Origin of the sequence: Virgibacillus salexigens, from assembly GCF_000723585.1 — a bacterium.
In the GTDB taxonomy this organism is placed as follows: Bacteria; Bacillota; Bacilli; order Bacillales; family Amphibacillaceae; genus Virgibacillus; species Virgibacillus salexigens.
Map to the genome: position 1 here is coordinate 2189090 of NZ_CCDP010000001.1, position 20246 is coordinate 2209335.

General features: G+C 35.7%; 23 protein-coding genes. 11 read left to right on the forward strand and 12 right to left on the reverse strand.

Annotation, left to right across the window (positions count from 1 at the left end; translation table 11 throughout):
- Nucleotides 1–35 precede the first annotated feature (35 nt).
- From tatC to BN990_RS10395, 8 genes are all read left to right on the forward strand, one after another.
- The gene (gene tatC / locus BN990_RS10360; protein WP_021291318.1) at nt 36–794 is read left to right on the forward strand and encodes a twin-arginine translocase subunit TatC; all 759 of its coding nucleotides are present in this window, start codon (nt 36–38) and stop codon (nt 792–794) included.
- Nucleotides 795–811: 17 nt separating this feature from the next.
- Entirely contained in the window at nt 812–1030 is a 219-nt protein-coding gene (locus BN990_RS10365) for a YozE family protein (RefSeq protein WP_021291319.1), read from the forward strand.
- 140 nt (nt 1031–1170) lie between these two features.
- The gene (locus tag BN990_RS10370; protein WP_038243987.1) at nt 1171–2322 is read left to right on the forward strand and encodes an exonuclease SbcCD subunit D; all 1152 of its coding nucleotides are present in this window, start codon (nt 1171–1173) and stop codon (nt 2320–2322) included.
- A 1-nt stretch (nt 2323) separates the two neighbouring features.
- Complete coding sequence (locus BN990_RS10375; RefSeq protein ID WP_038243991.1) at nt 2324–5446, forward strand: AAA family ATPase; 3123 nt, start codon at nt 2324–2326, stop codon at nt 5444–5446.
- 159 nt (nt 5447–5605) lie between these two features.
- Nucleotides 5606–6142 carry a VrrA/YqfQ family protein gene (gene vrrA, locus BN990_RS21540; protein WP_051739084.1) on the forward strand — a complete coding sequence of 179 codons (537 nt, stop codon included), beginning with the start codon at nt 5606–5608 and terminating at the stop codon, nt 6140–6142.
- Between the two features lie 76 nt (nt 6143–6218).
- Nucleotides 6219–7190, forward strand: coding sequence for a peptide-methionine (R)-S-oxide reductase MsrB (gene msrB / locus BN990_RS10385; protein ID WP_038243994.1), 972 nt, complete (start codon nt 6219–6221; stop codon nt 7188–7190).
- Between the two features lie 39 nt (nt 7191–7229).
- Nucleotides 7230–7433: a DUF6501 family protein gene (locus BN990_RS10390; protein ID WP_021291324.1), complete on the forward strand. Its 204-nt coding sequence runs from the start codon at nt 7230–7232 to the stop codon at nt 7431–7433.
- Nucleotides 7434–7574: 141 nt separating this feature from the next.
- On the forward strand, nt 7575–8159 hold the full coding sequence (locus BN990_RS10395) for a histidine phosphatase family protein (protein WP_021291325.1): 585 nt from the start codon (nt 7575–7577) through the stop codon (nt 8157–8159).
- On the opposite strand, the gene BN990_RS10400 is transcribed toward BN990_RS10395, so the two are convergent.
- Nucleotides 8150–9331 carry a M14 family metallopeptidase gene (locus tag BN990_RS10400; protein ID WP_038243997.1) on the reverse strand — a complete coding sequence of 394 codons (1182 nt, stop codon included), beginning with the start codon at nt 9329–9331 and terminating at the stop codon, nt 8150–8152. The two genes, BN990_RS10395 and BN990_RS10400, sit on opposite strands and share 10 nt — an antisense overlap.
- Nucleotides 9332–9525: 194 nt before the next feature.
- Between BN990_RS10400 and BN990_RS10405 the strand changes: the two genes are divergently transcribed.
- Nucleotides 9526–9765: an indolepyruvate ferredoxin oxidoreductase subunit alpha gene (locus tag BN990_RS10405; RefSeq protein ID WP_021291327.1), complete on the forward strand. Its 240-nt coding sequence runs from the start codon at nt 9526–9528 to the stop codon at nt 9763–9765.
- 51 nt (nt 9766–9816) lie between these two features.
- Here BN990_RS10405 and BN990_RS10410 read toward each other — a convergent pair whose 3' ends face one another.
- On the reverse strand, nt 9817–10086 hold the full coding sequence (locus BN990_RS10410) for an acylphosphatase (RefSeq protein WP_021291328.1): 270 nt from the start codon (nt 10084–10086) through the stop codon (nt 9817–9819).
- Nucleotides 10087–10213: 127 nt separating this feature from the next.
- Here BN990_RS10410 and BN990_RS10415 point away from each other — a divergent pair, with 127 nt between their 5' ends.
- Nucleotides 10214–11752, forward strand: coding sequence for an FAD-dependent oxidoreductase (locus tag BN990_RS10415; protein WP_051739087.1), 1539 nt, complete (start codon nt 10214–10216; stop codon nt 11750–11752).
- Nucleotides 11753–11943: 191 nt separating this feature from the next.
- Here the strand turns inward: BN990_RS10415 and BN990_RS10420 are convergent, their stop codons facing one another.
- From BN990_RS10420 to BN990_RS10430, 4 genes are all read right to left on the reverse strand, one after another.
- Complete coding sequence (locus BN990_RS10420) at nt 11944–12303, reverse strand: DUF1801 domain-containing protein (protein WP_038244000.1); 360 nt, start codon at nt 12301–12303, stop codon at nt 11944–11946.
- Between the two features lie 190 nt (nt 12304–12493).
- Nucleotides 12494–12808, reverse strand: coding sequence for a hypothetical protein (locus BN990_RS23140; protein ID WP_232620893.1), 315 nt, complete (start codon nt 12806–12808; stop codon nt 12494–12496).
- Between the two features lie 318 nt (nt 12809–13126).
- Complete coding sequence (locus tag BN990_RS21915; RefSeq protein WP_021291333.1) at nt 13127–13267, reverse strand: YpzI family protein; 141 nt, start codon at nt 13265–13267, stop codon at nt 13127–13129.
- Nucleotides 13268–13310: 43 nt separating this feature from the next.
- Nucleotides 13311–14240 (reverse strand): DMT family transporter, encoded by a 930-nt coding sequence (locus BN990_RS10430; RefSeq protein WP_038244002.1) that lies wholly within the window; start codon nt 14238–14240, stop codon nt 13311–13313.
- Between the two features lie 123 nt (nt 14241–14363).
- On the opposite strand from BN990_RS10430, the gene nagZ reads away from it, so the two are divergent.
- Nucleotides 14364–15635 carry a beta-N-acetylhexosaminidase gene (nagZ, locus tag BN990_RS10435; protein WP_081674764.1) on the forward strand — a complete coding sequence of 424 codons (1272 nt, stop codon included), beginning with the start codon at nt 14364–14366 and terminating at the stop codon, nt 15633–15635.
- 28 nt (nt 15636–15663) lie between these two features.
- Here the strand turns inward: nagZ and BN990_RS10440 are convergent, their stop codons facing one another.
- The 6 genes from BN990_RS10440 to BN990_RS10465 all read right to left on the reverse strand — a co-directional run bounded on the left by BN990_RS10440 (nt 15664) and on the right by BN990_RS10465 (nt 20052).
- Nucleotides 15664–16290: a chloramphenicol phosphotransferase CPT family protein gene (locus BN990_RS10440; RefSeq protein WP_021291335.1), complete on the reverse strand. Its 627-nt coding sequence runs from the start codon at nt 16288–16290 to the stop codon at nt 15664–15666.
- Nucleotides 16291–16365: 75 nt separating this feature from the next.
- The gene (locus BN990_RS10445; protein WP_021291336.1) at nt 16366–17028 is read right to left on the reverse strand and encodes a CPBP family intramembrane glutamic endopeptidase; all 663 of its coding nucleotides are present in this window, start codon (nt 17026–17028) and stop codon (nt 16366–16368) included.
- A gap of 92 nt (nt 17029–17120) precedes the next feature.
- Complete coding sequence (cysK, locus tag BN990_RS10450) at nt 17121–18044, reverse strand: cysteine synthase A (RefSeq protein ID WP_038244007.1); 924 nt, start codon at nt 18042–18044, stop codon at nt 17121–17123.
- A gap of 31 nt (nt 18045–18075) precedes the next feature.
- Nucleotides 18076–18489, reverse strand: a complete 414-nt coding sequence (locus tag BN990_RS10455) for a PH domain-containing protein (protein ID WP_021291338.1) — start codon at nt 18487–18489, stop codon at nt 18076–18078.
- Nucleotides 18490–18608: 119 nt separating this feature from the next.
- On the reverse strand, nt 18609–19409 hold the full coding sequence (locus BN990_RS10460) for an ABC transporter permease (protein WP_021291339.1): 801 nt from the start codon (nt 19407–19409) through the stop codon (nt 18609–18611).
- Complete coding sequence (locus BN990_RS10465; protein WP_021291340.1) at nt 19402–20052, reverse strand: ABC transporter ATP-binding protein; 651 nt, start codon at nt 20050–20052, stop codon at nt 19402–19404. Before BN990_RS10465 ends, BN990_RS10460 begins: the two co-directional genes overlap by 8 nt.
- Nucleotides 20053–20246: the final 194 nt, after the last annotated feature.

Sequence of the window (20246 nt, forward strand, 5' to 3'; positions counted from 1 at the left end):
GAATGTACATGCTTTGGTAGTAGGAGAGTGACAGAATGACTGACAAATCTTTTGAAGATAAGGAAATGAATCTAACGGACCACCTATCTGAATTAAGGAATCGAATTATTATTACAGCGGTTTTCTTTATCGTTTTTTTTATTGTTGGGTTTATTTATTCGAAAGAGATTTATGCTTTTTTTCAACATGACATTGGGATGAAGCTGACTGTAATTAGTCCGGGTGAAATCATCTGGATTTATTTCACGCTTGCTGGGATTGTAGCTATTGCATGTACAATTCCGATTTTTGCATTACAAGTATGGTTATTTGTAAAACCAGGATTAACAAATACAGAGAGAAAAGCAACATTGGCATATATACCTGCTGTATTTATATTATTTATTGGTGGGCTTGTGTTTGGTTATTATATGTTCATTGAACTAATTCTACCTTTTTTATTATCGTTAAATGATGGTATGTTTAATGAAATGTTTACCGTGGACAGATATTTCAAATTCTTAATACGTGTAACGTTGCCATTTGCTGTATTATTTGAAATTCCGATCATTGCCATGTTTTTAACAGCCATTGGCATCTTAACTCCTGATTACATGCGGAAAACTCGAAAATATGCCTATCTTATCCTAGTCATAATTGGTACGATTGTGACACCACCAGATTTTATACTTCAACTCGTTGTAGCAATACCTTTAATTCTACTTTACGAAATAAGTATCTATCTGGCTGCTATTGTTTATCGAAAGAAACAGCGTAAGCATAAGGAGTTTATGGAAAGTGATACCTTTGATTAATCGGGAGGAGAAGAGGATTGCGATCATTTTATCATTTTTTAATGACTTATCGTGGAAGTAAACAAGTAGATGATGCAAGTCGCTTAGCAGAATGGGCTTTTGCAGATCATTATTTTCCAAAGCAATCAAAAGATTATGACGAGCTTAGTAATTACTTAGAGTGGAATAGTCCATTTCCAACCGCCTTAATGGTGTTTGATGATCTTTGGGATACATATACAATGCACGAAGATTAAAAGACGCTTCTGAGAGTATCTCTGGCGTCTTTTTTATATAAAAAGAACCATTTGTATGGTGACTTGAATACAAAAGGATATCTGATTTATAGCTATTCCAGCAAATGATTTGTTAAACTATGTGTTATAGGAGGAAAACGATGAAATTCATACACACTGCCGACTGGCATTTAGGAAAAATAGTTAACAATATTCATATGACCGAAGAGCAAGCTTATGTATTAGAACAATTTCTTGATATTGTTCGAAGGGAGGAACCGGATGCTATTATTATTGCAGGTGATCTTTACGACCGAGCGATCCCTCCTAAAGAAGCAGTCGAACTATTAAACCGAATTTTTACAACAATAATTACAGAACTCCACATCCCCATCTTAGCAATATCAGGTAATCATGATAGTCCCGATCGACTTGAATTTGGGAGTGATCTGTTTCGTAAACAGCATCTTTATTTAGAAGCTAAGTTTAAAGGGAATTCTTCGCCAGTAGTTCTTCATGATGCACATGGACCTGTTTATTTTCATTTAGTTCCTTATACGGAACCTGCTGAAGTACGTAGTGTATTTGAAGATGATTCTATTCAATCGCATCAGCAAGCCTTGGAAGCAATTATCGAAAAAATGAACAGAAAATACGACTTGAGTGAACGTCATATATTTATTGGACATGCCTTTTTAGCTGGGGGAATGGAGACAGAATCTGAAGAACGATTATCTATGATTGGAGGTACTCCATATGTTGATGCTAGGCTATTCGAGCCTTTTTCATATGTAGCAATGGGGCATTTGCATCAACCGCAGCGAATACATCGTAAGACGATAAGATATAGTGGCTCCATCTTAAAGTATTCTTTCTCTGAGTCTAATCAACAAAAATCAATAACCATCGTTGAATTAGATCAGGAAGGTGTCTGCCAAATTAATCGAATTCCTTTAATTCCTAAACATGATATGCGGATCGTAGAGGGCTATTTTCATGCGTTACTTGAAGATCCTTTAGAAAATAAGGAAGATTTCTTACATATTCAGTTGTTAGACGAAGGTCAAATTATTGATCCAATGAATAAATTAAGAAAAATTTACCCAAATATTTTACGGCTAGAACGAAAAGTACAAACTTCACGAAATAGTTTACTAGATCTACCAAAAATACGCGAGAAACAGTCTCGCTCTCATACCGAATTATTCGCTTCTTTCTATGAAGAAATTAAAGGAGTACCAATACCTGAAAGCAGTATGAAACACATCGATAAAGTGGTTGCAACAATCATAGATAAGGAGAGGAGGTCATAATATGCGAGCAATTTCACTAAGTTTTAAAGCATTTGGACCATACTTAGAGAAGCAGACGATCGATTTTAGACAGCTAGGGGACGAATCTATCTTTTTGATAACCGGTCCAACTGGTTCTGGAAAGACTACGATTTTCGATGCCATTTGTTATGCCCTATACGGAAAAGCAAGTGGTTCCGATAGGGATCAGGATACATTACGTAGTCATTTCGCTGGGATGTCGGATACAACGGAAGTAGAGTTTTGTTTTTCACTTAACGAACGCATGTACGTAGTACAAAGAAATCCCAAGCAAGTTAAACCAAAAGAACGTGGCGAGGGATTTACGGATGAACCTGCTAGAGCAGAACTATACGAGATGATTAACAACACAAAATCATTAATTACTTCTCGTATTAAAGACGTAAATGAAGCTATTGAAAATCGCCTCGGATTTGATTATGAACAATTTCGAAAGATGGTGCTCATCCCCCAAGGTGAATTTCGTAAGCTGATTTCAGAGAACAGTAAAGAGCGGGAAAACATCCTTCAAAAAATCTTTCATACTCATCTTTACGAGCAAATGACAGAACAACTCAAAGCAGATGCGAAAGATATGAAAGAAGAAATCGGTAAGCATGAACAGTTGATAGAATTTGAATTAAATAAAATAGAATGGACACATCATGCACCAGGGGAAGAAATCCATCGGTTTCGTGATCATCTGCTATATCTAGAAAATGAAATCAACCAAAACCTTAGAGTAATTGAACAACAAACCCAAAACAAAACGATCAAGCAAAAAGAGTTAATAGAAGCTCAAGAAAGATTGGATGCAGCAAAAAGATTGGAAGAAAAGTTTATTGAGTTAGAAAAACGTAAACAGGAAAAAGAAGAATTAAACCAACGTGTGGAAGCAATAGAAACAAACAAAGAAATACTTTCTGAGGCAAAGACAGCACAACATATTATCCCTTTTGAGGAACAAAAACAGGCTAGAGAGGCAGAATGGAACAAACAGAAGGAAGAATTGAAGAAACAACAGGAGAGAATCAATCATATTCAAGCTGAGTTTGAACAAGTAAAATCGAAATATAATCAAGAAAAACAAAATGAAACGCAACGAGAGACGCTAAAGGAAGAGGTTAATCAGACAAAAAAATATCGTGATCAAGTTACGCATTTAATTCAGTTGAAGCAGGAAGCCTCTCAAATGAAGCAAGAACGAATGAACGAAGAGAAAAAACTCGCTTCTTATAATGATCAACTAAAACAAATATCAACAAACATCGACCGTGCAGAAGTATCCCTAAAGGAAGATGAAAACATCACGGAAGCCTATTATAAAAAGAAAGCAGAAACGGAAAGTATAGCAGATCACTTGTTTAAATTAGAAAAGCTTCAAATCGAGTATGAAAAATTAGTGAATTTAAGACAAGAATACCAAAAATTGAAAGATATTTATCGGTCAAAGCACAATCAATTAACGGCAATTAGAAATAAATTAGAGAAAATGGAACAAGAACAGCATGAGCATTATGCATCCATACTGGTCCATCAGCTAAAACCAGGTCAACCATGTCCTGTTTGTGGTTCTGAAGCACATCCGCATAAGGTAGAAACTGTATGGGCGAAGGAAGATCCAACTACTGAAATAGATCAATTAAAACAGGAAGTAAAAAGAAAGGAAGCAGATTTCCAACAAGAACAACAACGCTTTATTGCTTGTCAATCAAATGGCAAATATCAGAAAGAGCTTGTAGATAAACTGTATGAAGAGATAAAAGAATGGATCCCAACATTAAACATACAACAATTAAAACAAGCGTATCTAGAACAGACGGAACTTCATAAAACACAATCAAAAGAACTTGCTGTCATAGAGAATAAATTATTGAAGAATAAGCAATTAAAAGAAAAAAGGGATCAGTTAAAACGGCAATATGAAGAATTCAAACAAACGTTTGATCAAATTTCTTCAACCGTGCAACAGACGGTTGAAAAGGATGTGAAGCTATCAACAAGTATTGATGAGTTATCCAAGCTTTTACCTTCAACCATGAGCGACCCAGAATCGGTTGAAAAAGAATTACAGAATAAAGAAGCGATTCTTTCTCAATTAATGGAGACATGGTTACAAGTAGAGCAGCATTACCAAAAGGTATCTGAGCAATTACAACGAGAGAATACAATTATGGAACAGCGGATTCAATTTGAAAAAAACACAAAAGAAAATTTCGATTATTATCACCGCCAATTCCTAACAACGATCGAAGATAATGGGTTCGTATCTATAGAAGCTTATCATAAAGCGAAACGTGCACCCGATGAAATAAAAGAATTAGAAAACGAGATAACTACTTTTGAAAACCAAGTGATGCAACTAAATTATCGTATCGATGAATTAAACAATGAAATTAAAGGAAAAGACCGTCCTAATTCTACGTATCTAGAGAATGTGGTTTCAACCTTACAAGAGGAAATTCAAGCGTTAAATGACCATATATATGCGCTTCACATGAAAAGAAAAAATGATTTAGCAATAAAAGAGCAGCTTGATGAACATTTACAAGCGAAAGAAGCATTAGAAAAGGAATACTACACTATCGGTGAATTGGCAGAATTAGCAAATGGAAATAATCAATTAAAGCTTTCTTTTGAAAGGTACGTACTTGCATCCTTTTTAGATGAGATCTTGCTACAATCCAATTTACGTTTAGATCGTATGACAAATCATCGATATCAGCTAATTCGGAGTGGCCAAGTTGCTAAACGTGGAGCTCAAAGTGGATTAGACCTTGAGGTACTAGACCACCATACAGGACAGCAGCGATCTGTTAGGACATTATCAGGTGGGGAAGGTTTTAAAGCCGCACTCAGCTTAGCATTAGGATTAGCAGATGTTGTTCAAGCACATACAGGCGGGGTGAAACTTGATACGCTGTTTATTGATGAAGGCTTTGGAACACTCGATGAGGTATCCTTACAACAAGCAATTGATTGTCTGAAAGATTTGCAAGATAATAATCGGTTGTTAGGGATCATTTCCCACGTCCCACAATTAAAAAATGAAATACATGCAAAACTTCAGATTACACCAACGCCGCAAGGATCGAAATTAGGCTTTCGTTTTGACACACTTTAGCAATTTTTTGCCATTACGTTGTTTGAATTTAAGGGATTCTGTTGGTTCTTGCGGTTGCCCGGGAAATAATCAATTTATTTTCATATATGCCTACACTTTTTGGATGGGTTTACGTACACTATTTACAGATGATTTGTTATAAGAAGGGGGTAAATCGGGATGGTATTTCCATCAAATCAACAAGGGCAATTCCCATTTGATACGCCGCCTCAGGGGAACCCGGGTAACTTCATGCGTCCATTTGGTAATCAATCATTTTCTAATACACCATTTCCTAATCGGCCATTTTCAGGGATGATACCACAACAACCTCAGACTAGAGGAGGTAATTTACGAAATCTTTTAAGCTTTCTACAGCCTCAATCTGGTTCCGGAACTGGATTTCTGAGCAAAGGAGTGGGTGGTCTCTCTGGAACATTAGATAATGTTCAACAAGTGATTAAAGTAGTTCAAAACGCAGCTCCTATTGTACAGGAATATGGACCAATGGTAAAAAACCTGCCAGCAATGTATCGTATGATGAAGGCCTTTAATTCAATGGAGAGTACGAATGATGAACAAAAAGATGAAATAGAGGAAAGTCTAGATGCAAAGGAAGAAGAAAGCAGCTCGGAATGGATAGAGTCATCAGATAGTGAACCTTCTGATATCGCAGAACAAAAAAAAGGGCAATCCGTACCGAAACTGTTTATTTAACTTTTAAGACGCCTAGCTTGATTTTTTCTTCTATAAAGGGAAAAATAGAAGAAAATGCTCAGGAGGGATGTATAGCATGAGTGAAACAACAAAAGAATTCGCAACTTTCGCTGGAGGTTGTTTCTGGTGTATGGTTGAACCTTTTGATGAACGACCAGGTATTATTCGGGTGACTTCGGGATATACAGGAGGAACAGTAGAAAATCCAACTTATCAACAAGTCTGCTCGAATACTACCGGCCACGTGGAAGCAGTACAAATTGAATTTGATCCAACCATCATGCCATATAAGAAGCTGGTAGAAACGTTTTGGCAGCAAATCGATCCAACTGATCCGCATGGTCAATTTAATGACAGAGGAGAGTCCTACCAAACAGCGATCTTCTATCATAATCCGCAACAGAAACAAATTGCGGAACAATCAAAGCAAGACTTAGAGAATAGCGGTAAATTTTCCAAGCCAATTGTTACTGAAATTCTTCCTGCAAAGCCTTTTTATCCAGCGGAGGAAGAACATCAAGATTACTACAAAAAACAGTCCTTCCACTACCGCTTATATAAAAAGGGATCTGGAAGGGAAGATTTTATTAATCAGAATTGGAAGAACGCAAAAGATAACACAGATTTAAAACAAAAATTATCGCCAATCCAATATCAAGTAACACAAGAAAATGGTACGGAGCGACCTTTTTATAATGAATACTGGGATAATGAGCAAGAAGGTATTTATGTAGATATCGTCTCTGGAGAACCGCTGTTTTCATCCAAAGATAAGTATGACGCCGGCTGTGGTTGGCCAAGCTTTACAAAACCAATTGATAAGTATCAATTAAAAGAAAACACAGATACTTCCCATGGGATGGTTCGTACAGAAGTAAGAAGTAAGGATGCAGACTCTCATTTAGGACATGTATTTGATGATGGCCCTAAAGATGAGGGAGGACTCCGTTATTGTATGAATTCCGCTGCTATGCGATTTATCCCAAAAGATAAATTAAAGGATGCAGGCTATGGCGAGTATCAACGATTATTTGGCGAAAACAAGTAAACGATAATCATATTATGTAAACTATAGAGGAGAAGTGAAATGATTCATTTAGACTGGGAAAATAGAGAAACCATCAAACAATTAAAATGTGTACATGCTGATGCAAAGAAATTCGTAGTAAATAATAAATTGACACCAGGTAAAATTTACGACGTAAAAAATGAAACAGAAGAATTTTACTTTATTATTGACAATAGTGATCGAATCGGTGGATTTCATAAAGACTATTTTGAAGTAGTATAAAAATTACTTGTTGAATGGAAATACCAGGGGATAAACTACCCTGGTTTTTTTATGCATCGTACTATTTCTTTACTAAAAATGGTATACTAAACATGTATTAGTCAATTCGTATTATTCTGTTTTAAGAATGGAGGTTGGGTAATGGATTATTCCGTGCAAGTACAGAAACAAATCTATTTCGTAAGGCATTGTCATGCTCATGGTCAACATCGAGACTCTCCTTTAACAACAAATGGCTTAAAACAGGCAGAACAATTAGCGTATTATTTCAGCAAATTGGACAAACGAATTGATTGTATTATCTCTAGTCCTTATTTAAGGGCAATCGACAGTATTAAACCGTTTGCGATGAAGCAAGATCTATCTATACATATTGATGAGCGACTTCAAGAACGTATGTTGAGTGTGCAGCCAATTGATGACTGGTTAGAGGTGTTGGAGCATTCTTTTCAAGAACCTGATTTTGCTTTACCTGGTGGGGAATCATCAAATGATGCATTTAAAAGAGCGTATCCAATACTAGATGAAATAGTGCAGCAAAATGATTACCAAAATATTATTATCGTCAGTCATGGGAACTTAATTGCGTTATTACTAAATCATTTTGATCATACGTTTGGTTTTGAACAATGGAAGACGATGCGAAATCCAGATATTTACGCATTACAGTTTTGCGAGGAATTGGAATCGCCTCAACACATAATTTGGCAAGATCTTTATAAATAAAGACTTGCCAATAAAATTCCTCGTGTCTTTTGATAAATAATTGGATACTGTTCAAAAGGTAGAGGATTTACTCCCAACCCTAATTCCAACGTAAAACCAGGTCTTTGGAATTCTTGAATAAACCAATCTTTATAACCAGCAAAGCTATCGAGATAACGAACCGGTTGATAACCACTAACCTGCGCATATTCATTAACTATTTTTTGGGAAATGGCTGGTTCAAATCCCTCGAAACCCCAGTATATTTCTTCTCCTTGCGTATGTAGAGCAAGAAGCCGCATAAAATGACGTTGCTTCGCTAAATTCGCCATCGCAATCGCTTCTGGCTCTGTTAATGCCATGTAGCCAGGGAAGTCTCTGGGCTGAGGTGAAGTTGGCTTTCTGTTCGCTTCCACATTCCAACATGCAGGGAATTGCTTATTCAAATCCACCCCTCGAATATTTGCTTTCCAATTAGAAAAATCATCCTGATTATGATTTATATCTAATACATTCGCTTCATATTTTGCTGCAGATGCAGAACCTTTTATAACAAGATTGACTCCGTCAGGATTAACCATAGGAACAATCGATAGGCGAGCTGCTTGATAAAGAGGTAATGTGGCAATGGCTTGCATTGGTAACTGATTCGTCAAGGATATGGCATATTCATTAATAAATTTTAGAATAACCGATGTCGTAATCCACTCTGTTCCATGAAAAGAACCATTTAAATGAACCTGTTTTGAACCATTTCCAATTTGTACCTCAATCAAATCTTTGCCCATTACGGATGAGCCAATGGATTGCAGCGTAATAAATGGATAGAGTTTTGCAATTTTATGTAGATCTTGTTGCATTTTTTCATAGGTGTAATCATTAAGGTCTGTTACGATTAGCTCTGTTACTTTTTTAGGAAGACATATGCTATGCCCAACAGTTAAACTGTTGTCAATGCTGGTTTGATTAAGTAAGGCAATCCGGTCGACAGGGATATTTCTGTTCGTAGCAATTGTTTGAAATGAATCATCGGATTGAATTATATAAGGAATGGATTGATACCCTGGTATATACACCGTCTCTTCAGCAAAAACTTGTGACCTTTGATTGGCATCTTCTATTAATGGTAACGGAATATCAAAAAGCTGACTATAATAGTGTAATGTGTCTCCTTGCCGTACAGTTATTTCCATTGTATTTCTCTCCCTATATTACGAATACTAAATTATATGGCTATTTTCATGAAAAATGTGTAGAATAATGGAATTAACAAGTGCTATTTCAGCAAAATGGCTTTTATTTTTCATTGTAAATGCGTTATAATTACAATTAAATTATTATATACACTTAACATAATTTAACAGAACGGTAAAAGGAGGAGAACCACTTGGCATTTATTATTACATCACCTTGTAAAGATGAAAAAGCAGGAGAATGCGTTGAAGTATGTCCTGTTGATTGTATAGAAGAAGGAAAAGATATGTTTTTCATTGACCCTGACATTTGCATCGATTGCGGGGCGTGTGAAGCTGTATGTCCGGTAGAAGCAATTTATATGGAAGATGAAGTACCAGAGGAAGAAAATGAATATATCGCTCTTAACCGTAAGTTCTTTGAAGAGCAATAAGAAGAGCAATAAATAGAAAGGATCGTTGGATCAACCAACGATCCTTTCTATTTAGCTTATTTTAAAGGAATTAAAATTCGTTGAACTTTCAAATTTGCTTTGATCTACCTCTTGAACCTTTATAGCTGGATTTAATCCTTTTGATAAGTCTTTTAAGAATTGATCTAATTGCTTATTCTCTCCTTGAGCTTCCAATTCAACCGTTCCATCCGGATTATTTCGAATCCAGCCAGTTATTCCTATTTCATCTGCTTTCTGCTTAGCAGAAAAACGGAAGCCAACTCCTTGAACTTTTCCACTTATCTTAGCATGTACGTTCATTGCATATCACCTCATTTAACACAATATCCGATTTATTTGAAAGGTAAACCTGATTTAATCGGTTAAAATAACGAGGAGTGTTTATACTACTAATAATAGTATAGTTAATAAAAGGAGTGGCCATCCATTGGATAAATCACAAATCCCTTCTGAATCAACCTCGTTTTGGAGAGATACGTTATCATTACCCAAATTCCGGCCTTTAGATACCTCCATTAAAACAGATGTCGGTATTGTTGGAGGGGGAATAGTTGGAATTACAGCAGCATACTTACTTTCGAAGCAAAATATTAAAGTAACTTTAATTGATGCAGATGAATTATTAAACGGAACAACTGGACATACAACAGCAAAAATCACCGCTCAACATGGTTTAATTTATGATGAATTGATTAGGCATATGGACATTGAAAACGCCGGTCTTTATTTAAAGGCTGCCGATGAAGCTAAACAACTTATTGAAGAGATTATCAAAACACACCACATTGATTGTAATTATAAAAAAGAAGATGCATTTATTTATACCAACTCCGATAAATGGTTAGATAACTTAGAAAATGAGTATAACGCCTACAGGCAACTAAATATTAATAGTACTTTAAGTGAAACAATGCCTTTAGATATTCCAGTGAAATCTGTACTACAAATGAAGGATCAAGCACAATTCCATCCGTTAAAATATCTATTAACATTAATTGAAGAAAGTTGCAACCAGGATGCAGCCTATTACGAACACACAACTGCAATTGATATCGAATATAACAAATATCCTTCAATTGTAACCAAAGAGGGACATCGCATAACTTGCAAATATGTTATCTGTGCAACTCATTTTCCTTTCTATGACCGAGATAGTTATTATTTTGCAAGAATGTATGCCGAAAGAGCCTACGTTCTTGGAATCCAATCTCGAAAGCCTTATCCTGGTGGTATGTATATTAATGCGGAAACCCCAACCAGATCAATTCGGTCAACGAAGTGGGGAGGGAGTGACTTATGGTTAATTGGTGGAGAGAATCATAAAACCGGCCAAGGAAAATCCACATTGCATCATTACAAAGCACTTCAACAATTTGCTGAGCAAAATTTTGAGATGAAATCTTGTGATTATCGATGGTCAGCACAAGATTTAACTACGCTTGATAAATTGCCGTATATTGGACCAATTAAAAAATCAGAAGATGCAGTTTTGGTTGCAACCGGTTTCCGTAAATGGGGAATGACAAATGGTACAGTCGCTGCTAAAATTATTTCTTCGCAAATTGTTGAACAACATAGTGACTATACAGCATTGTTTACACCAACACGATTCCAAGCCGATCCATCGATTCGAAAGTTCGCTCAAACAAATATGGATGTAGCGAAACACATGATTCAAGGAAAATTGGATAACACGGAAAATCAGCTTAATCAATTAGCGCCAGATCAAGCAACAGTCACTAGGATTAATGGTAATCGAACAGGTGTTTATAAAGATAAAGAAAATCAGCTTCATGTTGTTGATACGACCTGTACACATTTAGGTTGTGAAGTTGAATGGAATTCAGGTGAACGCAGTTGGGATTGCCCATGTCATGGTTCACGTTTTTCTTATACAGGTGAAGTTATCGAAGGACCAGCAAATAAATCATTAAAGCAAATTGATCCAGCTAAATTAAATAAATAGATCGCAAAAATCACTATATTGATCAAATCATATAGTGATTTTTTTTATTCCGTCTCACTATCAAGAGTATAGTTTTATTTTGAGATAAAATTCACCTCTTTGCTTTAACTTCCTATAATATATATTATGTAAACTAGGAAATATAAAACAATCGGAACCATCCATTCACTTTATCCCATTCCCCTTTTCTATTATGATTCATTTAATGTGATGGCTGCTTTAATAATTGAAGTGAATTCCTCTGATTGAATGTCTTCGAGCTTTCGGATTTTAATACTCCTCATGGTTTTTCCTGTACCTTGTAACAAATGGTACTTGTCCTGAAGTTCATTTCCTTTATGAAAACCAAGATTAACATGTTCTTTTGCGGTTTGTATATAGCAAACCAATCCATTATACATATAATTTGGCATCGACCATTTCCATACTTCCACAAGTTTCGGTGAAGCTTCTAAAATCATTTTCCTTAACGTAATCGTAATCGTTTGAATATTATCTGGCAAATCATCTATTAACTGATCGACTTCCTTCATCGTTCTTTGCTTATCCATCATTAACTCCTTTTAACTCCGTCTTTTTGTAAAAGTTTGCATTGAAATTTATTTAAATAACAAAAAAATTCGTACTGTTTTGTGTAAATTATCGAGATTTTTCCTGGAACGCAGCTAAGGTTGAGATTATGGAAAGATTAAGATGGACAATCTACACTCTCCCCTGCTTCATTTACCACTCCGTACAAGTTTAGATTAAGTCAACTATATTCCCAATAAGTCTTCCGATTCCCTTTATTAGCCAATAGATTAATCGTAAAGGGAAAAATAGCAGCTCAGGTATCCAGAACAGTACATCTAGTACGAAATCCCAAAAAGTATAATGATCATTATCTTTCTTCCTCTTTCTTGTTTTTCCTTTCTTTTTCTTCCACCATTCTTCATTTATATACACCTCTAAATTGAATACGGATTTTTCATTACTATAATGTACCTTTGAATCGATTTGGTTTTTTGACATATCCTTCGATAATATAGCCGCATTCTGTGCAAACAATGTACTCAATTGCTGATCCTAAAACCTTTCCTTTCGGAGTAATATCGGAATATCCTCGTTGATGGCCAATCCCTATTTCTCTTTCACCACACTTAGGGCACTCTTTTATTTTTGTAAAATTCCCCATTGCTTCTCTTCCTCTCATCTGAATATATCATCGACCCAATTCAATGATTATAATACGTATATATATGTTATCGATGGCCTTTATAGATATACGATTAAATCTGGAATTTGTTTCAGGTGTACGGTATAATATTATATCGTTGCTAATTCCTCAACGTAAAAAACAAAAGCGACTCTCTTTTCTCAAGAGCCGCTTTTGTATTATTTTTCACCATCGTTTAATTTCCTTGCTTCTTCTGGACTCGACATTTTCGTAGAACCTTTATAGCGAAGGCCAACATCTCGATCAGACTCAACACGTCCACTTTCTTTTAATTTCTTTTCTTGACGATCTTTACCCATTTTATACACCTCCTAATTATAAAATGGGTTAATTTAAAAAATTCTATTCTCCCCTGCTTTTATAAGCGTAATATCCATGCATTCGTTTCTTAACCTTTCTCCTTTTCTGAAAAACAGTTATAAATGCAGAAAATAAAACAAGTATAATTCCAATTATTTGTAATAATCTTAATGAATCACTATAGATGAATACACCTACTAAGATAGCTACAATCGGTTCCAAAACACCTAATATCGCTGCTTTACTTGATTCGATATACGTTAGTCCGAAGGTGTAGAGTGTATAGGCGCATATGGTAGAAATGATAGAAATACCAATAATACTTAACCAAACTTCAGATGATTGGAAATGCTCAGCTTTTTTCCACAAGCTACTTGTCGGAGCGATAAATAGGCTTCCCATGAATAATGAGTAAACCGTAATTGTAATAAAATTATAATGTGCACTAACCATTTTCCCTATCACACTATAAAGCGCACAGAAAAAAGCGGAAAGTATTCCCAATAACATACTATGAAACGACATATGAAAATCGCCAAGTGGTATGAGTTGGACCGCAAACGAACACCCTACAATTGTAAGAACGATTGACAGCAGTTTTTGAATGGTGAATTTTTCTTTAAAGATTATCTTTGATAGAATAGCAACAAATACAGGTGATGTGTATAGGAGAACGACAGCTATAGAAATAGAGGTTTGTTCCATTACTTTAAAATAAAACCAATTAAATAATACAATTCCAAACACACCTAACCCGATAAAGTGCGGAATATGTTTCCACTCGATTTTTAAATAGGATCTAGAGAACAAAGCTAAAATGGCAAGTAGAATCATGGAAGAACTTAAAAGTCTAATGGTTACGATTTCCCAAGCAGTAAAGCCATAACTATATAATGTCTCCACAAATAAGCCTGTTAATCCCCAGAAACTTGCTCCGATCATTGTAAGAAGATATGCAATAGAATGCTTCATACTTTCACCTTCTCTCTCTTTTTTAAAGGTTTCCGTATTAAACGAAACATTGCGATGATATAATAAGCTTTTTAACAATCTTGTAGTATGGGTATTGTAACACATACATCATTAAAGTAAACCATGTATGAAAGAAAGGAGAATACGAATAGAATGACGATCTTCTTTAAAACGTTATTAAGCAGCTTGCTCATTTGTTTCATTTTAAGTGCTTGTAATGGCACAAATGTAGAGATCGAGGAAGCAGCTTCATCCGATCTCACACCAGAGTACAAAGATAATGAACTTCGAATAGGTAATTCAAAAAATAACCTACAAGCTACCATAAAAGATATGAATTTAGATGAAAAAATTGGACAACTAGTAATAGTTGGGGTTGATGGAGATACGATGGATCAAGACATTAATCAATTAATTAAAAAACGGAAAGTTGGCGGCATTATCCTTTTTAGTAAAAACCTATTATCTATCCATCAATCGAAAATGTTGATTAATAAATTAAAACAAGCAAATACAACTAATTCAGTTCCCTTATTTATGGGGTTAGATGAAGAAGGAGGTCGTGTTACTCGTCTGCCAAACGATTTTCTTGCTACTCCTTCTAGTGAAGAAATCGGGAATTCTAATAATCTTGACTGGGCTTATCACACCGGTCAATCCATTGCCAAGAAAGTGAAATCACTAGGTTTCAATATTAATTTTTCTCCAGTACTTGATATCAATAGTAACCCTAATAACCCCGTTATTGGAGATCGATCATTCGGATCGACTCCAAATAAAGTGATTGAATTTGGGTTAAAGCAAATAGAAGGAATGCACTCACAAGAATTAATTTCAGTAACAAAGCATTTTCCAGGTCATGGAGATACAAATGTTGATTCTCATCTTGAAATACCAGTCATTCAACATAATAAATCCCGATTAGAGGATTTCGAATTAGCGCCCTTTAAGGCTGCGATTAAACAAAATGTAGATGCGATAATGATTGGCCATTTACTCGTGCCAGCATATGATAAACAATATCCTGCTACCCTATCAAAGCCAATTGTAACTGAATTATTACGCGGAAAGCTCAACTACGATGGCCTCATCGTAACGGATGATATGACCATGGGTGCAATCAAAGAAAACTATGATCTAGGGAATGCTGCAGTGCTTTCGGTTCAAGCAGGAAGCGACCTAGTTATGGTAGGTCATGGCTATGATGAAGCTAATGATGTATTAACAGCATTGAAGCAAGCAGTTCAATCGGGGGAAATATCGGAGGAACGGATTAATCAAAGTGTGAAGCGTATTCTGGATTTAAAGGAATCTTATCGGCTCACTGATCAACCTATAAAAGATATAAACGTAAAAAAAATCAACAAATTTATTACGGAATTCAATTCTAAGTGAAAACCTACTCACATTGGATAAACATTTTTCAGCTTTGACTGAGGTTAGCAATACGGTTTATAGCTGATGGCTTCGATAGGTCGTTAAGTTCGAATTGAATGAATAAAGCGGCTTCATTTGGAGAGTAAACCGATGTATCTATTTGTAAATCGTAAATACCAACTTTATGAACAGCTTCTTGCCAACGTTTAACGTTAGGAGGAATCGTTCCATCTTCTTCATATTTATTCTGCCAAGTGTTTATTCGACGTTCCATGATGGTGTCAATTGGACAATAAATCCCTACAAGTAACACCGGTAATTCCTTTATGATATTGGCGCAGATAGGTAACAGTTCCAGTGAAGTTGAATAACTATCATGATGACCTACATCAACAACGACATTTAGCCCTAACGTGCTATGCACTCGAATTGACTGATACATGGCTTGATACATGGATACGATAGCTGCTTCTAAATCCGGACGTTCACCTCCAGGGCGTAATCCAATGCCTGGTTGCAGATCATTTGGAATCATTTGCATATATGTATCTACACCGATATTTATCCATATACCGTCAAAGCTATTTTGTATAGCTTTGACGATACTTGATTTGCCTGATCTTGGCGCTCCATTAAGAATAATGATCTTTCCACATTTCGTTTGTTTTTGCATAGGTCCTCCCTCCTTCCATTTCAAATTTATAATATAAATAGGAACTGGTCTCCATGCATCTTTCTTATTCCACTCTTAGTAAAATAACGTAGTTCCGATCATAATAATCATTATGTCAGCACATATATGAATGATCCACGATGACCAAATGGTTTGTTTTTTTTCATTTACTTTGTGAAATATAAATGCGATAAGCCAGAGTCCAATAAAACAAGCGCCAATTAGATAGGGGCTGAACCATAAAGCGATCATTGGGATATGGTAGGAAGCAAATAATAACGGACTGAATATATATCCTACTTTTCGTGGAAGCTGAAAGAATACAAATCCACGAAAAAAATATTCTTCTAAAAAAGAATTAACAAAAGTGATATATACACCAACAAAAATAAATCCCGTGGCTGTGATACCTAAGCGATCTGTTAAATCATGCTTAATTTGTTCTATATCAAAGAAAGGCTGTAAGAAAATATATGCTAGCAATACAATACTTGCTGAAGCAATCCCCAAAGCTAAAAGACGAAATAAATCCTGTTTTTTTAGTTTCTTTAAGCTCAAAACCGATTTTAAATGATAATCTTTAAAAATTGCTTGATAGAACCAAATGGTTAAAAAGAACATTCCAATTTTGCTAAACGACTTTATCGCATAATTTATTTCTAGTGTATGTTCAATAACGGCTAGTAAGGAACAGGTTATGATTGTACTGCTTATGATAAAGAAAACTTTTTGTCGCACAGTAATTCCACCACTATTTCTTGTTTGTTATGATTTCCTTTATCTTACCATATAAAAAACCAATCATCTAAATGAAGATGATTGGTTTTTTACTATTCGTTGTCAAACAAATTCATGCTTAGGTAACGCTCCCCAGAATCCGGAGCAATACAGACAACTTGTTTTCCTTTGCCTAATTTTTTAGCTACTTGTATCGCGGCATAGACGGCAGCAGCTCCTGAAAGACCAATGAAAATGCCCTCTTGCTTAGCGATTTGCTTAAACATATTCACAGCATCTTCATCGGCTATTTGCATAATTTCATCATAAATATTTGTGTTTAAGATATCTGGAACAAATCCAGGACTCGTACCCACTAACTTATGTTTTCCGGGTTTACCACCCGATAGTACTGGCGATCCTTTTGGTTCGACAACGGCGATGTGAAGATCGGGTAGTTTCTCTTTTAATGCTTCTCCCGTGCCAGTTACTGTACCACCTGTTCCTGCCGTACAAATAAATGCATCTAACTCGCCACCCATTTGTTCAAAAATCTCTACAGCCGTTGTCGTACGGTGGATAGCAGGGTTCGCTTCGTTTTCAAACTGTTGTGGTATATAGCTGCCTGGATGTTCTTTCTGTAATTCCAATGCTTTTTTTATTGCTCCAGGCATTTTTTCTTCACTTGGAGTTAACACTACCTCTGCCCCGTAGGCACGTAATATATTTCTTCTTTCTTCTGTGCTGTTATCAGGCATAACAATAATTGCTTTATAGCCCTTAGCTGCTGCATTCATTGCAAGTCCTATTCCTGTATTTCCGCTTGTTGGCTCAATAATCGTATCACCCGGTTGAAGTAAGCCTTTTTCTTCAGCAGTTTTGATCATACTATATGCTGCACGATCCTTTACACTTCGACTAGGATTATAAAGCTCCAATTTGACATATACATCTGCAGCATCTTCTGGCAGAATTTTATTTAGTTTAACCATTGGTGTATTACCTATTAATTCACTAACATTATTAACAACTCTCATCTTGTAAAACCACCTTTAGTTGTTGTTTCATTCATACTAACCGTTTATCTATTTCGATCTCAGGATTTATCTCTAATACCGATTTCAGAAATTCCTCTTGATCTCGAGGTGAAATAGAAGTTACATCAAACTTGCCGCAATGTAAAACGATACGATCCAGTGATAATGAAGGAGCAGCGGCGAAAGGATTTTTTCTCGCTTTTATAATCGTTTTAATATCTTTAATTAGAACGGTTTGTCGAATCGGTCCATAACGAATTTTGATTTTATCTTCTTTAATACAGTAGTCCGTTCGAAACCAGAACCATAATAAAAATAATGCAAATGGCAGAATAACGAATGCGGATATAATATCTCCATTAACTAATGGAATGAAAAAGCCCAAACCGGCGATCACCCATAATAAGGTGGATAGCCATCGATCTTTCTTGGAAGGGAACACCATTACAGTTCCTCCTGTTAATAATATTTACTTCTTTTATTATAAAAGCATCGCTTATTTTTTTCCAACTTTACTTATCAGGATAAACGTAATTATGCTTGAAACGTACGTTCTTTGCATAATCAGTCATTTTGTTTTGTTTCTTGTAATTGCGCGCGATGGTTAAAGAAAGTTTTATAAGCTAAATGCAAAAAGATGATAACAGTAATAGACACCGTACCTGCAACACCAAGCATGATAGCGATTTGATATTTAACAGCACTCACCGGTGAGGCACCAGCGATAATTTGACCAGTCATCATCCCCGGTAAAAATACAATACCCATGCCAACCATGGAGTTAATAGTTGGCAGCATGGCCGAATCAAAAGCTTCATTTATAATCGAATGGGATGCTTCCTTCGGTGTCGCTCCAAGCATTAATGCTCCCTCTACTTTTGCTTTCTGTTCTCTCATTCCTATTAATAGTTGATTAACTCCTAATGTGATCCCCGTCATTGCATTACCAATAATCATTCCCCCAATCGGGATAAAGAGTTGAGGATTATACCATGGATCTAGTTGTAATACGACAAATAAAAAATAAATCATACTAATCGAAATACCTAGAACCATTGCTACTGCTACTGTTTTCTTCACAGATATATTAATAATGACATTCGCTCGCTTAAACACATTATAAATTGCAAATCCCAACATAAACAGTACGATGACAATCGTAACAATCGGGTGTGGATGTTCAAAAACTATCATTAATAAATAACCGACTAAAATTAATTGTACGGTCATACGTAACGTGGAGATAATAATTAATTTCTCTCTCGGTATTCCCTTTACTCGAACAATGATCCATAAAATAACAATAAATACATAAGCAAAGAGTAATTGCCAAAGTGTAAGATCAATTGCATCTGACTCACTCATTCGAATACTCCTTTCGATCAAGCGACAGAGAGTATTGATTCATATCGATCGTTGCATCAGCAATTCTTTCAGCTAATTGCAAATCATGCGTAATCATTACCATCGTTTTATTTGATTCTTTTACAAATGCTGTAAAGGCATCAATGACTTCAGTCGCAGTCGTATTATCCAATGCTGAAGAAGGCTCATCCAATAAAAACACTTCTGCACTCAATAACATGGCTCTAGCTAATGCCAAACGTTGCTTTTCTCCTCCAGATAAATCATCGGCAGGCATGTCAAGTGATTTATTTAAAAACATCCGATTGAGGACCTGCATTAACTGACTATCTGTTGTTGGGTCCATTCCTGATAAAGTCTGCCCAACTAATAAGTTGTCTCTCACAGTTCCGGGGAAAATTACAGGTGTTTGAGGAACCATGGTAATCATCCGACGTAGTTGAATTGGATCCAACTCAGTAATATCTTGCTCCTTAAAATAGATGTTTCCTTCATCAGGAGAAGTTAACTGATTTAGCAACCTTAGAAAAGTCGATTTACCACTTCCGCTTTTGCCAATGATACATGTTACTTTATTTGCTTCTATTTTAACTTGATCCATCTCTAAAATAGCGTTTACTTTCAAGTTTTCAACTTGCAGCAATTTACCCGATACCACCTTTAATTATCTTATTGCATAGTATTCCTGATTAACTATAAATTATTTTTGATGATTTCGCCAACCCTTCATTACATATGGTGCAGAAGTACCTTATGGCGTATAACCAATACCCCCAGTCCTTCCACTTATACCCTAAAGGGGTATGCGATATACCCCTAACCATTATGAGTTATACC

Coding starts and splice junctions, on each gene's coding strand:
- nagZ (WP_081674764.1), top strand. CDS start 14,364: ATGTATGAAAGAAAGGAGAATACGAATAGAATGACGATCTTCTTTAAA.
- BN990_RS10430 (WP_038244002.1), bottom strand. CDS start 14,240: ATGAAGCATTCTATTGCATATCTTCTTACAATGATCGGAGCAAGTTTC.
- BN990_RS10370 (WP_038243987.1), top strand. CDS start 1,171: ATGAAATTCATACACACTGCCGACTGGCATTTAGGAAAAATAGTTAAC.
- BN990_RS10400 (WP_038243997.1), bottom strand. CDS start 9,331: ATGGAAATAACTGTACGGCAAGGAGACACATTACACTATTATAGTCAG.
- BN990_RS10455 (WP_021291338.1), bottom strand. CDS start 18,489: ATGGTGTTCCCTTCCAAGAAAGATCGATGGCTATCCACCTTATTATGG.
- BN990_RS10395 (WP_021291325.1), top strand. CDS start 7,575: ATGGATTATTCCGTGCAAGTACAGAAACAAATCTATTTCGTAAGGCAT.
- vrrA (WP_051739084.1), top strand. CDS start 5,606: ATGGTATTTCCATCAAATCAACAAGGGCAATTCCCATTTGATACGCCG.
- BN990_RS10375 (WP_038243991.1), top strand. CDS start 2,324: ATGCGAGCAATTTCACTAAGTTTTAAAGCATTTGGACCATACTTAGAG.
- msrB (WP_038243994.1), top strand. CDS start 6,219: ATGAGTGAAACAACAAAAGAATTCGCAACTTTCGCTGGAGGTTGTTTC.
- BN990_RS10410 (WP_021291328.1), bottom strand. CDS start 10,086: ATGAACGTACATGCTAAGATAAGTGGAAAAGTTCAAGGAGTTGGCTTC.
- BN990_RS10460 (WP_021291339.1), bottom strand. CDS start 19,409: ATGAGTGAGTCAGATGCAATTGATCTTACACTTTGGCAATTACTCTTT.
- BN990_RS10420 (WP_038244000.1), bottom strand. CDS start 12,303: ATGGATAAGCAAAGAACGATGAAGGAAGTCGATCAGTTAATAGATGAT.
- cysK (WP_038244007.1), bottom strand. CDS start 18,044: ATGAGAGTTGTTAATAATGTTAGTGAATTAATAGGTAATACACCAATG.
- BN990_RS10390 (WP_021291324.1), top strand. CDS start 7,230: ATGATTCATTTAGACTGGGAAAATAGAGAAACCATCAAACAATTAAAA.
- BN990_RS10440 (WP_021291335.1), bottom strand. CDS start 16,290: ATGCAAAAACAAACGAAATGTGGAAAGATCATTATTCTTAATGGAGCG.
- tatC (WP_021291318.1), top strand. CDS start 36: ATGACTGACAAATCTTTTGAAGATAAGGAAATGAATCTAACGGACCAC.
- BN990_RS21915 (WP_021291333.1), bottom strand. CDS start 13,267: ATGGGTAAAGATCGTCAAGAAAAGAAATTAAAAGAAAGTGGACGTGTT.